At 69.2% G+C, this 15,207-nt stretch carries 11 protein-coding genes; 4 read left to right on the top strand and 7 right to left on the bottom strand.

Annotated features, from left to right (window positions below; translation table 11 throughout):
- Nucleotides 1-175 precede the first annotated feature (175 nt).
- Nucleotides 176-784 (bottom strand): TetR/AcrR family transcriptional regulator, encoded by a 609-nt coding sequence (locus KVT44_RS00110; protein WP_308313876.1) that lies wholly within the window; start codon nucleotides 782-784, stop codon nucleotides 176-178.
- A 129-nt stretch (nucleotides 785-913) separates the two neighbouring features.
- On the opposite strand from KVT44_RS00110, the gene KVT44_RS00105 reads away from it, so the two are divergent.
- Nucleotides 914-1,675, top strand: a complete 762-nt coding sequence (locus tag KVT44_RS00105; protein ID WP_099922677.1) for an SDR family NAD(P)-dependent oxidoreductase — start codon at nucleotides 914-916, stop codon at nucleotides 1,673-1,675.
- 43 nt (nucleotides 1,676-1,718) lie between these two features.
- Complete coding sequence (locus tag KVT44_RS00100) at nucleotides 1,719-2,408, top strand: type 1 glutamine amidotransferase domain-containing protein (protein ID WP_217565643.1); 690 nt, start codon at nucleotides 1,719-1,721, stop codon at nucleotides 2,406-2,408.
- 580 nt (nucleotides 2,409-2,988) lie between these two features.
- Here the strand turns inward: KVT44_RS00100 and KVT44_RS00095 are convergent.
- Entirely contained in the window at nucleotides 2,989-3,216 is a 228-nt protein-coding gene (locus KVT44_RS00095; protein WP_254648776.1) for a hypothetical protein, read from the bottom strand.
- Nucleotides 3,217-3,277: 61 nt separating this feature from the next.
- On the opposite strand from KVT44_RS00095, the gene KVT44_RS00090 reads away from it, so the two are divergent.
- Entirely contained in the window at nucleotides 3,278-3,967 is a 690-nt protein-coding gene (locus KVT44_RS00090; RefSeq protein WP_217565642.1) for a hypothetical protein, read from the top strand.
- Nucleotides 3,968-4,154: 187 nt separating this feature from the next.
- Here KVT44_RS00090 and KVT44_RS00085 read toward each other — a convergent pair whose 3' ends face one another.
- A complete protein-coding gene (locus KVT44_RS00085; RefSeq protein ID WP_217565641.1) occupies nucleotides 4,155-5,468 on the bottom strand; it encodes a vanadium-dependent haloperoxidase in 1,314 nt (437 codons plus the stop codon).
- A 1,021-nt stretch (nucleotides 5,469-6,489) separates the two neighbouring features.
- Between KVT44_RS00085 and KVT44_RS00075 the strand changes: the two genes are divergently transcribed.
- Nucleotides 6,490-6,960 (top strand): VOC family protein, encoded by a 471-nt coding sequence (locus KVT44_RS00075; RefSeq protein ID WP_217565639.1) that lies wholly within the window; start codon nucleotides 6,490-6,492, stop codon nucleotides 6,958-6,960.
- Between the two features lie 304 nt (nucleotides 6,961-7,264).
- Here KVT44_RS00075 and KVT44_RS00070 read toward each other — a convergent pair whose 3' ends face one another.
- The 4 genes from KVT44_RS00070 to mrdA form a co-directional block, all read right to left on the bottom strand.
- Nucleotides 7,265-9,229 carry a TIGR03960 family B12-binding radical SAM protein gene (locus KVT44_RS00070; protein WP_099922673.1) on the bottom strand — a complete coding sequence of 655 codons (1,965 nt, stop codon included), beginning with the start codon at nucleotides 9,227-9,229 and terminating at the stop codon, nucleotides 7,265-7,267.
- A gap of 81 nt (nucleotides 9,230-9,310) precedes the next feature.
- Nucleotides 9,311-10,966, bottom strand: coding sequence for a CYTH and CHAD domain-containing protein (locus tag KVT44_RS00065; RefSeq protein WP_217565638.1), 1,656 nt, complete (start codon nucleotides 10,964-10,966; stop codon nucleotides 9,311-9,313).
- Between the two features lie 708 nt (nucleotides 10,967-11,674).
- Complete coding sequence (rodA, locus tag KVT44_RS00060; protein ID WP_190168867.1) at nucleotides 11,675-12,871, bottom strand: rod shape-determining protein RodA; 1,197 nt, start codon at nucleotides 12,869-12,871, stop codon at nucleotides 11,675-11,677.
- Nucleotides 12,868-15,129, bottom strand: a complete 2,262-nt coding sequence (gene mrdA, locus KVT44_RS00055) for a penicillin-binding protein 2 (RefSeq protein ID WP_190168868.1) — start codon at nucleotides 15,127-15,129, stop codon at nucleotides 12,868-12,870. Before mrdA ends, rodA begins: the two co-directional genes overlap by 4 nt.
- Nucleotides 15,130-15,207: the final 78 nt, after the last annotated feature.

The raw sequence follows: 15,207 nt of genomic DNA, 5'->3' as shown, positions 1-15,207 counted from the left end.
TACCTCCGATGGGATGACCTCTCCGCCTTCCGGGCGGGACTGCCTCCATGCAGAGAACTGCTGGTGGGCCCTGGTGCACGTCGAAGAGAGATCAAAGAGTTCCATGAAAGCAACCCGTGCCCCGGCCTGGCTGGGGCCCCGCAGAGGGCCACTGCTTCGTGCGGCCCCACTGGGATCAGCCGTCCGACCGGATGAGCCGGACCGCGTTCAGCAGGGTCTTGTGGGCGGCCGCCGAGTCGTCCAGGTAGCCGGCAGCCATCGCGCCGTCGTAGAGCATCAGCAGCGCACCGGCGGCCGACTCCGGGTCGCCGTGGCCGAGCCGGGTGAGCAGATCCTGGAAGAGGGTGCGGATCCAGTTCCGGTGGGACGTCACCAGGCCGCGTACCGGATGGCCGGCGTCCGGGTACTCGGCGGCCGCGTTCATGAACGGCGAGCCGCGGAATCCGCGCTCGCGGGCGTGCTCGGCAATGGCCTCGAAGATCAGGTCGATCGCTTCGACGGGCGGGTGCCCGGCGGCCAGTGGTTCGGCCACCTCCTTGTAATAGGCGTCCTTGGTCAGCAGGTAGGCCACGACCAGGTCGTCCTTGGAGGCGAAGTGGCGGTAGAAGGTCGCCTTCGTGACCCCGGCCTCGGCGATCAGCCGCTCCACGCCGATCGCACGGACGCCCTCGTAGTAGAACAGCCGCGACGCGGCCCGGACCAGGCGTTCGCGAGGCGGTAGTTCTCCCTCGGTCCTGGTCTCTCGACTCGTGCTGTCGGTGGTCTTCTGCCCAGTGCTGCTCACTTCCCCATTGTGCCCTCGGCCCTGCTTTGAGCGGCCTCTGCCCCCGTACGGCCCCCACCCACATGGCCGTCCTCCCTCCATCGCGTACGGCCCGCAGCAGCGTGGCCGTTCATCGAAAGGCTTGAACCCATGAATCGTCGTCTTGAAGGAACTGCGGCCCTGGTCACCGGAGCATCCAGCGGTATCGGCCACGCCACCGCGTTGGAGCTTGCCCGCGAGGGCGCCTCCGTTGCCCTGGTCGGTCGGCGCGAGGACCGGCTCACCGACCTCGCCGCGGAAATCACCGGCGCCGGTGGGAAGGCCCTGGTCGTGCCGGCCGACATCACCACCGCCCAGGCCGCCGCGGAAGCGGTCGAGCGGACCGTCGAGGGCCTGGGCCGCCTGGACACGCTGGTCAACAACGCCGGCCTCATGCTGCTCGGCCCCGCCCCCAGCGCGGACCTGAACGACTGGCGGCGCATGATCGACATCAACCTCATGGGCCTGATGTACACCGCCCACGCGGCCGTCCCCCACCTGGTCAAGGCCGCCGCCGAGGAGCCGCGTCAGGTCGCCGACATCGTCAACATCGGCTCGCTCGCCGGCCGCAACGCCTACGCCATGTCCGCCGTGTACAGCGCCACCAAGTTCGGCGTCGGTGCCTTCAGCGAGGCACTGCGTCAGGAACTGGCACGCCAGCACGTCCGCGTGTCCGTCATCGAGCCGGGCAGCGTCGACACCGAACTTCGTACGCACAACCCCGACGTCATCCAGCAGCACATCGTCGCCGCCCTGGGCGACATCGAACGGCTGCAGAGTCAGGACATCGCCGACACCGTCGGCTACATCGTCACCCGCCCCCGGCACGTGGCCGTCGCCGAGCTGCTCGTACGCCCCACCGAGCAGGCCTGAGCACCAAGCCCGTGGTCAACTCCGCAGCAAGCAAGGAGTCGTGATGGCGTCGAGACGGATCCTCGCCGTGGTGACCAACCAGGCGACCTACGGGACGAACCCCCATCGGACCGGACTGTGGATCGGAGAGCTGGCTCACTTCCACGCCGGGGTCCGCCGGGCCGGCTTCGAGGTCGACCTCGCCAGTCCGGCAGGGGGCCACGTGCCGCTGGATCCCCGCAGCACCAGATGGGCCGACAAGCTGGTGCGCGAGTACATGAGTGATCGCGCGTTCATGTCGAGCCTGGACCGCACCACCAAGGCGGCCGACATCGACCCGGCCCGGTATGCCGCGATCTTCTACACCGGCGGGCACGGCGTCATGTGGGACTTCCCCTCGAACGCTGCGCTGCAGCAGGTCGCACGGGAGATCTACGAGAACGGCGGCGTGGTCTCCTCGGTCTGCCATGGTGCCTGCGGACTGCTGAACATCACGCTTTCCGACGGCACCCTGCTTGTCGACGGCCGCACGGTCACCGGGTTCTCCACCGCGGAGGAGCGAGTCGCCACAGTGAAGAAGAGAGTGCCGTTCTTGCTGGAGGACGAACTCCGCGAGCGGGGCGCGCACTATGTCAGGAACACCATCCCCATGACCCCCTTCGCCACCGCTGACGGCAGGCTCGTGACGGGACAGAACCCCTACTCCACCAAGGCAGTCACCGCCAAGATCATCGAGGCGCTGCACCACCTCTGACTGGTCAAGGCAGCCGCCGCGCGGACTACGGCCGCACGCTCCCGTTCATGGAAGGGGGCTCAACTGGTCACTCGGTCGCATCGAAGCGTGGACCTGGCTTCAGACCCACTCCACCTCGGAGATGATCCGCGGAGCGCCTCCAGGACCAGGAGCCGGTGGAATGAGGGCGGGCGGTGGCCCCGACCATGGCGGGGCCACTCTCTTTCGTGCGGGCGGCTCAGGATTCCCCGCGAGCAGGAGGTCGCTCGCCGGTCGTCGGCCACCCCGTGCCTCAGGCCGGCGGGAGGGTCAGCCGCAGAGGGTCCGGTCGACCTTCTCGCCGCCGTGGAGGATCGTCGGGGCCAAGGCGCGGGTTCTCACCGATCCGGCTGGGCACCCCTTCTGCATCGTCAGAGGTTGACCATCCGGGTGGGTGGCCTCTCGGTGCACTCGAACCACGACGCGGGGTCGAACGGCTCTCCTGTGCCGTCATCGTCAATGATCACGATCTCGCTTTCGATCAGGCTCATGATCCTGCCGTCGACAGCCCGGGGCAGCGACGAGCGCCGAGGCTGCCGGGGTTCACGTTCGGGCGAAGCGGCTATCGGCCCCACTCCCCCTCTTGCCTCGCCTCCAGGCCGAGCCGTCGAGACTCTGCAAGGTCATCGGCGATTCCGACCGCCATGAGGGCAGCACCGGGGGTGCGGCCGGAGCCGACGTAGCGCCACTGCCGTTCGGTGACCGCGTCGGGCGTGTCGGCACGGCCCATGTGGTGAGCCGGTTCGGCGCGGAGTGCTGCGTACGTCAGTTCCCCCGAGAACTCCGGCACCGCCGAGATCGGGTTCCTCTACGACAACACGCCAACGAATTGCAGGCGCACGGAGTCGTGCATGATCAGGTTGCTGGGGTTGGAGCAGCGGCGGGAGGCAGGGTTGAGCGTCACGGGTGTGTGGGTCGTCGGCGCGATGCCCGACGAGAAGGTGTGGGACCTGCTGCGCGCTGCGGGTCAGGACTCGTCGTCGGCACCGGTGTCGGTGCACTGGGACGTGTCCGGCGGGCTTGATTGGTGGCGGGGCAAGGCGCAGGAATCCATGTTCAGCGCGTCGACGACCTCTCCTGGCAGTTGGAGCGCTGACGAGGACGCCGTCCGGCTGAGCGCGTTCCTCGACGCCTGCCGTGACGACTCCGAGCACGTGGAGGCCCTGCGTGACGCCGTTATGGACCAGTTTCCGTCCGATGGCGAGGAGGGCTTGTTCGTGGCCGTGGCCCGCAAGGCCAGCCCGTTCTCGGCCTTGGCCTACGCGCTCGGTCCCGACGCGGTGCTGCGGCTGCCGGGCTGGTTCGGGGACTTCCTGCTCGACGCCGAGCAGGTCCGCGCCCAGCTTCCGGCGGCCGAGGAAGCCCTCGCCCTGACCGGAGCCCAACGGCGAGACGCCGTCGAGCGGATCCACGCGTGGATGACCGGCTTGGGAGACGATCCTGACCACCACGCCGACGAGCTCCTCGACGGCCCGCTGCGCGTGCTCCGCCACGCCGCCCGCACAGGCCAGGGTGCGGCCGCCCACGTCCGCTGGTACTGACGGGGCGGAACATCCACATGCGCTGAAAAGGCCGTGAACGAGGCTTGATGTGGGTCATCAAGACGCGTTCACAGCCTTTCCCTGGAGTGGCTGCCCCCGCTGAGCTGCCGGGGGCGCTGCTCCAGTGCTCAAGGCAGGACAGGATCGGAAGCCCGGCACGACGCCGGATCCCCTTCGGCTCCGTGGTTCAGTCGCTGTCGTCGCCGCACTTGGGCTCGGCGAGCCTGTCCTGCCGAGCCGTTCGTGCCGGCGAGGACGGCTGGGTGCCGTCCTTGGCGACCGGCTGGAAGTAGTGGTCCAGCGCCCAGGCGGCCACGTGGGTGCCGGCCCGGCAGCCGACCACGTCCGCCGTGCGGGAGTGGACGCCGCCCCACACACGGGCGTCGACGACGTCCCGGTTGAGGTCGTCGGCGGACCCGTAGAACCGCGTGGTGCCGGTGACCTCGGAGGAAACGTGGAGGTCGATGCGCGAGGTGCCGAGGACGCCGGTCAGGGCGCGTGCTACGGCAGCGGCGACGGTCGTATGGCCGGCGATGTAGTCCGGGTGTGGCGGGGTGAGGAGCAGCGGCTCCCAGGCCGGGTCTGCCGTCGTCGCGGGGTTGCCGTCGGTGTCGGCGAGGCGGATGGCGGTGATCGGCCGCCAGGAGCCGTAGTGGAGCTTGGCGTCCCATGCCGTGACGACGGCGTCGGTCGCCGACGCGTTCACCGCGGCGAACAGCCGGGCCGTCTCGGCGATGCCGAGCCGGTGCCGGGTGGCGTGGTCTCGTACGGCTGTCTGGACCTGTTCGACCAGGTTGCCGCTGAAGAAGAGGGCGGTCTCGGTCTGCTGCGCGCTCCTGCCCGAGCCGGTCTTCGCGCCCAGGGCCTTCAACTCCTGGACATCCTCGGCGTAGCGGGCCGAGGAGATGGCGGGTGGTCCGCCGGGGCGGAACTGCTGCGGGGAGGCGAGCAAGAGGGGGCGGAGCCTGGCGAGCCAGGTGTCGATGAAGGGCTGGAACGCGGGCGGGGTGGGCCGCCAGACCCCCGGTGCCGGGGAAGCGGTGAAAGGAACGTCCGCGAACCTTCCGTCCCCTTCCCGGAGTTCGATGATGCGGGCGGCGGCGCGCTTTCCGTAGTCAACGCCCCGGTCTCTGGCCTGACCGGCCGGAAGAGCGGCGAGCGAGTCCGCGTAGGCGGTGTCGAGCCGCTCCTTGAAGGCAGGGAAGTAGGTGAGCAGCACGTCGTGGGCCGCAGTGGCGGCGGCCGCCGCGGAGGATGCCTTGGCCGGACCGCGCTCGCGCCATTTGTACAGGGCGTAGCCGCCTTCGATCCCCACCACGGCGTTGTACACGGCGACGGAGACGAACCCCTCCCAGATCGCTACCTGCCCGGAGGGGCGTGGGCCGAGGCTGGTCTTGATCGTGTCGGTGGCGATGGCGTTCCACTCGCGGACCACGGCTGCCTGGTCCGCCGCGGTCCGGGTGTCCGCGTCGCGGGGACTTGTCGCGGCGGTGAGCGTCACGAGGGCGATGGCCGTGACGGCGCAGACGAATCCTCGGACACGTGAACGCGGAGGAACGGGAAGAGGGGGCTCTTGATACACAGCGTCCTCCATAGAGTTGAGTGCCCAAGGCTTAGCAACGGCCCACTGCGCGAGCAAGACAACTCGCCGCGAACCGGACAGGCCCAGGGCGCCCTCGAACGCCTCACCGCCCGCTACGAGGAGATCACCGCCGGGGGCCCTGCACCCGCCCCGGGCCCCGGCGAACCGCGCCGCAAGGGGCAGGGTCGCGAACCTGCTCGCCCGCCTCGACACCGAACGCGACCAGGTACTCCCGTTCGCCTTCGACTGGCGGGTGCCCTTCGACAACAACAGCGAACAGGCCATCCGGATGGCCAAGGTCCGGCAGAGGGCCGCCTGGCAGCGCCAAGTTCACGAACTGACACGCCATCACACACCACCGAGCCCCCTCCCGGACGGGAAGGAGGCTCAGAGGCCACGTGGTCACGCACAAGCCTGGAACAGACCTCGGACCCAGTCCACTTGACCGTCAGCGGCAGCAGCTTCTTGCCCGTCGGACCGATCCGGATACTCGTGTCCATCTGGGAGCATCTGGTCACCCACACTCACGCCCAGACCCTGGTCAAAGCCTTCAGACGGCGAGCGGGTACTGCCCGGTGTCGGTTGCGCAGACGAGGAGAGGAGCGGCCCGAAATCCTTGGTGAGGGTGATAGGCAGGAGGCGGAAGTACCTGCACGGACACGACACAGGCCGCATCGCACCGCCCGCTGCGTTCCGCCGGAACGGGCACGCAACGGGCAAGGTCCCGGCCGGGCAAGAACACGCACAGGCACGGCACGTGAGTCGACGGGCGGGCCACCTCCGCCAGGAGCCGAAGAAATGAAAGGCCGGGTCTCTGAGCTGCGGCTGTGGACTTGATCAACGCTGCGACTGCGACCTGGCCGGGATCCACCGATGAGTTCCGCCGGCGGCGCCGGTCTACCAGGACGTACGCCATCGAGCCACCGACTGGAGACCCACCATGACCGATCCCGCACACCCCGGCCGCATGCTGTTCGTGAACATCCCCGTAGCGGACCTCGAGCGCAGCAAGGCGTTCTTCGCCAAGCTCGGGTTCAGCTTCAATCCGAAGTTCACCGACGAGACCGCCGCCTGCATGCTGGTCGGCGAGCACGCCTTCGTCATGCTGCTCAGCCGCGAGAAGTTCGCGGAGTTCGCGAAACTGCCGATGGCCGATCCCACCACCCACACGCTGGCGCTGTACTGCTTCAGCGTGTCGTCCCGCGATGAGGTCGATACGGTCAGCGCCGCTGCGCTCGCCGCGGGCGGCTCCAAGGCAGATGACGCCGAGGACTACGGCTTCATGTACTCACGCAGCTTCTTCGACCTCGACGGCCACGGCTGGCAGGTCATGTGGATGGACCCGGCAGCGGCGGAGCAGGGCCCCGAGGCGTTCGCGGCCTCCATGCAGGACGCCGACACCCCGGCCTGACCCACCGCGTTCCGCACATGCGCCGGCGTCGTGCGGCCGACCGCCACGCCGAGAGCCCCTCCCAGACGGGGAGGGGCTCAAAGGCCACACAGTCTCGCACAAGCCTGGAACGAGCCCTCAGATCCACTCCACCTCGGAGACGATGTGCAGGGCACGGCCAGGACCCGGCAGGGGCGTCCGAGAGGACGCCAGCGGCGCCGACGGGCGAGGGGGCGAAGCGACGACCGCAGCCAGAGCCGCAGCCACCTCCTCCTCGCTCACCCCCGCCAGCGCCTCAATCACCCGATCGAGCGCCTCGCTCACCTCAGTGCGCGTGACCGCTCGGCGCCGGCGCCGCGTTCTTGACCGTCAGCGGCAGCAGCTTCTTGCCCGTCGGGCCGATCTGGATACTCGTGTCCATCTGCGGGCAGACGCCGCAGTCGAAGCACGGGGTCCAGCGGCAGTCCTCGACCTCCGTCTCGTCGAGGGCGTCCTGCCAGTCCTCCCAGAGCCAGTCCTTGTCGAGGCCGGAGTCGAGGTGGTCCCAGGGAAGGACCTCCTCGTAGGTCTTCTCGCGGGTCGTGTACCAGTCGACGTCCACGCCGAAGGCCGGGAGGGTCTTCTCGGCGCAGGCCATCCAGCGGTCGTACGAGAAGTGCTCGCGCCAGCCGTCGAAGCGGCCGCCGTCCTCGTAGACCGCGCGGATGACGGCGCCGATGCGGCGGTCACCGCGGGAGAGCAGGCCCTCGACGATGCCGGGCTTGCCGTCGTGGTAGCGGAAGCCGATGGAGCGGCCGTACTTCTTGTCGCCGCGGATCTTGTCACGGAGCTTCTCCAGACGGGCGTCCGTCTCCTCGGCGGAGAGCTGGGGCGCCCACTGGAAGGGGGTGTGCGGCTTGGGAACGAAGCCGCCGATCGACACCGTGCAGCGGATGTCGTTCTGGCCGGAGACCTTGCGGCCCTCGGCGATCACGTTCATCGCCATGTCGGCGATCTGCAGGACGTCCTCGTCCGTCTCCGTCGGCAGGCCGCACATGAAGTACAGCTTCACCTGCCGCCAGCCGTTGCCGTACGCCGTGGAGACGGTCCGGATGAGGTCCTCCTCCGAGACCATCTTGTTGATGACCTTGCGCATGCGCTCGGAGCCGCCCTCCGGCGCGAAGGTCAGCCCGGAGCGACGGCCGTTCCTCGTCAGCTCGTTCGCCAGGTCGACGTTGAAGGCGTCCACACGGGTCGAGGGGAGGGACAGGCCGATCTTGTCCTCCTCGTAGCGGTCCGCCAGGCCCTTGGCGATGTCGCCGATCTCCGAGTGGTCGGCGGAGGAGAGGGACAGCAGGCCGACCTCCTCGAAGCCCGTCGCCTTCAGGCCCTTCTCCACCATCTCGCCGATGCCCGTGATCGAGCGCTCGCGCACCGGGCGGGTGATCATGCCCGCCTGGCAGAAGCGGCAGCCGCGCGTACAGCCGCGGAAGATCTCCACCGACATCCGCTCGTGGACCGTCTCGGCCAGGGGGACCAGCGGCTGCTTGGGGTACGGCCACTCGTCGAGGTCCATGACCGTGTGCTTGGACACACGCCACGGGACACCCGACTTGTTGGGCACGACACGGGCGATACGACCGTCGGAGAGGTACTCGACGTCGTAGAACGCCGGGATGTAGACGTTGCCCGTCTTCGCCAGGCGGAAGAGGACCTCCTCGCGGCCGCCCGGGCGGCCTTCCGCCTTCCAGGCCCGGATGATCTCCGTCATGTCGAGCACGGCCTGCTCGCCGTCACCGATGATCGCCGCGTCGATGAAGTCGGCGATCGGCTCGGGGTTGAACGCCGCGTGGCCGCCGGCCAGGACGATCGGGTCGTCGAGCGTACGGTCCTTGGACTCCAGCGGGATCCCGGCCAGGTCCAGGGCCGTCAGCATGTTCGTGTAGCCCAGCTCCGTGGAGAAGGACAGACCGAAGACGTCGAAGGCCTTCACCGGGCGGTGACTGTCCACCGTGAACTGGGGGACCCGGTGCTCGCGCATCAGCTCCTCCAGGTCCGGCCAGACGCTGTAGGTGCGCTCGGCGAGGACGCCCTCGCGCTCGTTCAGCACCTCGTAAAGGATCATGACGCCCTGGTTGGGCAGCCCGACCTCGTACGCGTCCGGGTACATCAGCGCCCAGCGGACGTCACAGGCGTCCCAGGGCTTGACCGTGGAGTTGAGCTCTCCGCCGACGTACTGGATCGGCTTCTGCACATGCGGGAGCAGAGCTTCGAGCTGTGGAAACACCGATACAGCGGCTTCGGCAGGCATCTCGCGAACCTTCGTGAGCTGGGAGGTACTGACAGGGTTGACCATCCAGCCTAACGCGGCCGTGGCCGGCCCCCGTACGCCTCAGACGGCGCCCTTGTCCTCGATCGCCTCCCACTCCCCCGGCAGCTCCGCCTCCACCGCCGCCGCGCGCTGCTCCTGGCGGCCGTACAGCACCCCGTACGTGAACGCGTTCTCGCCGACCTCGTGCGCCTCGGCCGCCAGCTCCCGCAGGGCCCCGCGGACCATCACGCTGTCCTGGTGGTCGCCCAGCAGCGTCTGCAGGGACTTCATCGACTTGACCAGGTCGGCGGCGGGTTCGCCGAGGGCGGGGGTGGCCGCCTCGGCCGCGTAGCGCGTGCGCTTGGCCTTCTTGCGGGCGTCGTGCATCGCGAGGTCGCGCTCGGAACCGGGCGGCAGCTCCAGGGCCTCGCCGACCAGGTCGGCGACCTTCTTGAAGTCCTTCCGTACGGCCTTGGCGATCACCTTCTCGGGCTTCTTCGAGGCCGCCTCCAGCAGGGGCGGGCCGGCCTCCAGGGTGTCCAGCGTCGTCAGCAGGTCCAGGTAGCGCTTGCCGTCCAGTACGGCGATCAGGTGCTGCCGGGAGCCGGAGCGGCGGGCTCCCGACCAGGTGCTCACACGGGCCTGGACGGGGCCCTTGACCAGCTCGGAAGGGAGGTCGTCGAGCGCCGTCGTCAGGTGCTCGGTGAGGACCTCCTGGTCGCGGTCGACGCCCAGCTCGGCGGCGAGCCACTTCAGCTCGACGCCGATCGGGTCGGTGACGGCGCGGTCGAGGATCTTGCCGTACGAGCGGAAGGTGCTGCGGAGGCGGCGGGTGGCGACACGCATACGGTGCACGGAGTCGGGCACGTCGCGGCGGACGGCGGGGTCGAGCTCGACGATCGCGTCGCGCTGCGCGCGGACGTAGGTGAGGATGTGGTCGCCTGCGGTGCGCGGGGTCGAATCGGGGGGTTCGGGCTTCGCGGCCGTTGTCGTCGCTTTCGACGCGTCAGCGGCCTTGCCGGTCGTCCCCGCCTTGCCTGCCTTCCCCGGCTTGCCTGCCTTCTCCGGCTTCTCCGGCTTCTCCGGCTTCTCCGGCTTCTCCGGCTTCTCCGGCTTCTCCGGCTTGCGGGGGGCCGTGTCGTCGAGGGCCTTGGCCAGTTTGGACGCGGAGGCGGAGCGTTTGATGCCCGCCTTGCGGAGCTTCTTCTCGACCTTGTCGAGGAAGGCCGGATCGCCGTCGTCGGCGAGTTCCACCTCGATCTCGGTCCATTCCGCGCTGCCCGCGCCGCCGCTGAGGCGCTCCGCGCGGACGCGGTCGACGCTGACCTCGGCCAGGAGGGTGCCGGAGGCGTCGACGAGGTGGCGGATGTCGCGGGCCGACACGAGACGTACGACGGGGACCAGTTCGGCCTCGCGGATGCGGGATCTGACGAGGGCGGTCAGGTCTTCGGGGACGGTGTCGGAGAGCGGGGCGCGGATTTCGTCGCGGACGCCCTCGGAAACGGGGAGTTTGAGGTGCCAGCCCGCGTCGTCGCCGCCGGTGCGGCGGCGGAGGGTGAGGGAGGCGGTGGCGAGCCGCTGGTCGGCCGTGTCGTAGTAGGTGGCGTCCAGTTCGGCCACGCCCTTGTCGATGACGCCCGAGACTCCTGGGACGTCGGTCAGGTCCGGGAGTGGCGCGTCGCCGCCGGCCGGGGGACCCTCGTACTTTCGCTCGATTTCGCGCTTGGTGTCCGCCATGAACTGAATCTAGTGGCTGTCGGGCCGGGATGGCAGTACCAGCCCCTTCCAGGACCTCCGGGAACGACCGGATCTCGCCCCCGCCGCCCCTACCCGTCCCATCCCCAGGGGCTCCGCCCCTTCAACCCCACCGGGGCTACGCCCCTGAACCCCCGCGGGGCTGCCACCTCTGCACCCCGCCAGGGACTACGCCCCCTGGACCCCGCGAAGCTCCACCCCTGCACCCCACCGGGAGCCGCCGCCCCCTACACCCCCGCAGGGCTCCGCCCTTGGACCCCGGCGGGACTGCGGCCCCGGCCCCCGCCGGGCCTGCGGATGCAGGACGGGCGGGTGGGATGGGCGGGCGGGGTGGGGCACGGGCTGAACGGCCTCGTCCTCAAACGCCGGACGCGCGAAGTGCGCTGAGGGCGGGGCTGGATCGGGCACACGCCTCGAACACCGGACGCCCAAGGCCTTTAGGGGCGCGAGGAACTGCGCGACCAGCCCCCACCGGGCCGCAGCCGAAAAACCAACCGGAGCCAGGGGCGCAGCCCCGGTACAGGGGCGCGAGGAACTGCGCGACCAGCCCCCACGCACCCCGCACCCGAAAAACCAACCGGAGCCAGGGGCGCAGCCCCGGTACAGGGGCGCGAGGAACTGCGCGACCAGCCCCCACCGGGCCGCAGCCGACGACGCAGACGCACCCCCTCCCGCCCAACCGCCGGAGGCCTACGCCGACATGGGGCGCTGGACTCTGATCGACTGCAACAACCCCACCGCCACCCACACCGCGAACATCGACGAACCACCGTAGGAGACGAAGGGCAGGGGAAGGCCCGCGACCGGCATGATGCCCAGGGTCATGCCGATGTTCTCGAAGGCCTGGAAGGCGAACCAGGCGATGATGCCGGCGGCGACGATCGTGCCGTACAGCTCGGTGGTCTCGCGGGCGATGCGGCACGCCCGCCACAGGACGACGCCCAGCAGGAGCAGGATCAGGCCGGCGCCCACGAAGCCCAGTTCCTCGCCCGCGACCGTGAAGACGAAGTCCGTCTGCTGTTCGGGGACGAACTGGCCCGTGGTCTGGGAGCCGTGGCCCAGGCCCGTGCCGAAGAGGCCGCCGGAGCCGATGGCGATACGGGCCTGGTTGGTGTTGTAGCCGACGCCTGCCGGATCGAGGTCGGGGTTGGCGAAGGCGGCGAAGCGGTTGATCTGGTACTCGTCGAGGATCTTGAGCTGCCAGATCGCCACCGCGCCCAGCGCACCGGCGCCGAGCAGACCGAACACCCAGCGGTTGGAGGCGCCGGAGGCGAGCAGCACGCCGAGCACGATGATGACCGCGACCATGATCGTGCCCAGGTCGGGCATGAGCATCACGATCATCATCGGGACGGCCGCGAGGCCCAGTGCCTGCAGCACCGTGCGGTGGTCGGGGTACTGCTTGTCGCCCGCGTCCACCCGGGTGGCCAGCAGCATCGCCATGCCCAGGATGATCGTGATCTTGATGAACTCGGCGGGCTGGAGCGACAGACCGCCCGCGACGAGCCAGTTGCGCTGACCGTTGATCGTCGCGCCGAGCGGGGTCAGCACCAGCAGGATCATGAAGACCGAGAGGCCGTACAGGATCGGGACCGCCGTGCGCAGGGTGCGGTGGCCCAGCCAGATCGTGCCGACCATCAGGCCGAAGCCGATGCCGGTGTTCATGAGGTGGCGGATGAGGAAGTAGTACGGGTCGCCCTGGTTGATCTCGGTGCGGTTGCGGGTCGCCGAGTAGACGAGGGCCGAGCCGATCAGGGAGAGCGCCATGGCCGAGAGCAGTATCGGCCAGTCGAGGCGGCGGGCCAGGGAGTCACGGGCCAGGAGCCGTGACATCCCACCGCGGGCGGGGCCGTAGCCGGAGACGGAGAAGTTGTTCGCTCCGGTCATGTCAGGATCCTCGTCCCCCGCCGCTTCTTCGGACGGTCCGTACGCCTTCGGGTGTTCCGGTTACTGGCCGTCGGGGACGGCGTGGTGCCCGCGGGCAGCTGCTGGTCGGTGGCTCCGGGCGAGGGCGACTCGCTGGCCTGGAGGTCCTTGACCGGGTCCTTGGAGATCTCCGGGGTGTCGATCGAACCGTCCGTCTGGATCTTCGGCAGGCCCTTCTGGGGGGTGGGGAGGAGGGCCTTCGAGTTGTCGATGGAACCGTCGGCCTGGACGCCGTACAGCGCGTTGTAGATGTTGCGCACGGCCTCACCGGAGGCGCCGGAACCCGTACCGGCCTGGGCGATGGTCATGACGACCGTGTAGTCCTTGGTGTACGTGGCGAACCAGGACGTGGTCTGCTTGCCGTAGACCTCGGCGGTACCGGTCTTGGCGTGCAGCGTGATCTTGTCCTGCGGCCAGCCGCCGAACTTCCAGGCGGCGGTACCACGGGTGACGACGCCTTCGAGGGCCGAGTTCATGCCGTTGAGCGTGGCCTTGCTGATCGGCAGCTTGCCCTTGACCTTGGGCTTGATCTCCTGGACGGTCTTGCCGTCGGCGCTGACGATCGCCTTGCCGATGGTCGGCGCGTGGATGGTGCCGCCGTTGGCGAGCGCCCCGTAGATCATGGCCTCCTGGATCGGGGTGACGAGGGTGTCGCCCTGACCGATGGAGTAGTTGATCTCGTCACCCTCGCGCATCTTGTTGCCCTCGAGGCAGTTCTCGTACGCGATCTTCTGGACGTAGTCGCCGTCCTTCTTGCCGGTCTTGCACCAGACGTCCTTGTTGGCCTTCCAGTAACTCTGCTTCCACTGGCGGTCCGGGACGCGGCCGGTGACCTCGTTGGGCAGGTCGACGCCGGTCTCCTTGCCGAGGCCGAACTGGTGAGCGGCCTTGAAGAAGTAGTCCTTCGGCTCCCCCTTCTTGGGGTTGATGCCGCCGTCCTTCTTCCACTCGTTGTCCGCGAGGCCGTAGAAGACGGTGTCGCAGGAGACCTCGAGGGCCCGGCCGAGCGAGATGGGGCCGAAGTTCTCGCCCTCGAAGTTCTTGAAGACCTGGCCGCCCACCGAGTACGAGCTGGTGCAGGGGTAGCCGCCGTCCCACTCGTAGCCGGCCTCGACCGCGGCGGCCGTGGAGACCACCTTGAAGGTCGAACCGGGCGCGGACTGACCCTGTATGGCCCTGTTGAGCAGCGGGTAGTCGGAGTTCTTTCCGGTGAGGGCCTTGTAGTCCTTGGCGGAGATGCCGCCGACCCAGGCGTTCGGGTCGTACGTCGGGGCGGACGCCATGGCGACGATCCGGCCGGTCTTGGCCTCCATCACCACGACGGCGCCCGAGTCGGCCTTGTAGTTCTCGCCGGTGATCTTGTCGAACTGCTGGCGGGCGGTCTTCATCGCCGTGTCCAGCTCGTACTCGGCGACCCGCTGGACGCGGGAGTCGATGCTGGTGACGAGGTTGGAGCCGGACTGGGCCGCGTCGCTCTTGGCCTTGCCGATCACGCGGCCGAGGTTGTCGACCTCGTAACGGGTGACGCCGGCCTTGCCGCGCAACTCCTTGTCGTACTGGCGCTCGAGGCCGGAGCGGCCGACCTGGTCGGAGCGGAGGTACGGCGAGCTGCTGTCCTTGGCCTGGGTGATCTCGGCGTCCGTGACGGGCGAGAGATAGCCGAGGACCTGAGCGGTGTTGGCCTTGCCGGGGGCGGCGTAGCGGCGTACGGCCTCGGGCTCGGCGCTGATGCCGGGGAAGTCCTCGGAGCGCTCACGGATCTGCAGGGCCTGCTTGGCGGTGGCCTCGTCGGTGATGGGGATGGGCTGGTACGGGGAGCCGTTCCAGCAGGGCTGCGGCGTCTTCGCGTCACACAGCCGGACCTTCTGGATGACGTCCTCGGGCTTCATGTCCAGCACGCCGGCCAGCTTCGTCAGGACCGCCTTGCCGTCGTCCTTCATCTTCATCAGGTCGGTGCGCGAGGCGGAGACCACGAGCCGGGTCTCGTTGTCGGCGATCGGCACCCCACGCGCGTCGAGGATCGAGCCGCGCACGGCGGGCTGGACGACCTGCTGGACGTGGTTGCCGGAGGCTTCCTTGGCGTACTCCTGGCCGTTGCGGATCTGGAGGTACCAGAGGCGGCCGCCGAGGGTGCCGAGGAGGGAGAGCACGAGGATCTGGATGACGACGAGTCGGATCTGTACCCGTGGGGTCCTGCCGGTCTCGGGAATGTTGGTCACTGGTGCTGCCTCCCCCTCTCAGAGTGGGTACGGGACACGGGCGCGCGAGCCGTGTGCGTACGGGGCGCCACATGCGTA

Origin of the sequence: Streptomyces sp. GbtcB7 (assembly GCF_019091445.1) — a bacterium.
Classification (GTDB): Bacteria; Actinomycetota; Actinomycetes; order Streptomycetales; family Streptomycetaceae; genus Streptomyces; species Streptomyces mirabilis.
Note: the sequence above shows the minus strand (reverse complement) of the source record. Positions and strands in the feature narration are given on the sequence as shown.

Excerpts from the sequence above, each read along its gene's own strand:
- KVT44_RS00065 (WP_217565638.1), bottom strand. The coding sequence starts at position 10,966 with ATGGCGGACACCAAGCGCGAAATCGAGCGAAAGTACGAGGGTCCCCCG.
- KVT44_RS00100 (WP_217565643.1), top strand. The coding sequence starts at position 1,719 with ATGGCGTCGAGACGGATCCTCGCCGTGGTGACCAACCAGGCGACCTAC.
- rodA (WP_190168867.1), bottom strand. The coding sequence starts at position 12,871 with ATGACCGGAGCGAACAACTTCTCCGTCTCCGGCTACGGCCCCGCCCGC.
- KVT44_RS00105 (WP_099922677.1), top strand. The coding sequence starts at position 914 with ATGAATCGTCGTCTTGAAGGAACTGCGGCCCTGGTCACCGGAGCATCC.
- KVT44_RS00075 (WP_217565639.1), top strand. The coding sequence starts at position 6,490 with ATGACCGATCCCGCACACCCCGGCCGCATGCTGTTCGTGAACATCCCC.
- KVT44_RS00070 (WP_099922673.1), bottom strand. The coding sequence starts at position 9,229 with ATGCCTGCCGAAGCCGCTGTATCGGTGTTTCCACAGCTCGAAGCTCTG.
- KVT44_RS00090 (WP_217565642.1), top strand. The coding sequence starts at position 3,278 with ATGATCAGGTTGCTGGGGTTGGAGCAGCGGCGGGAGGCAGGGTTGAGC.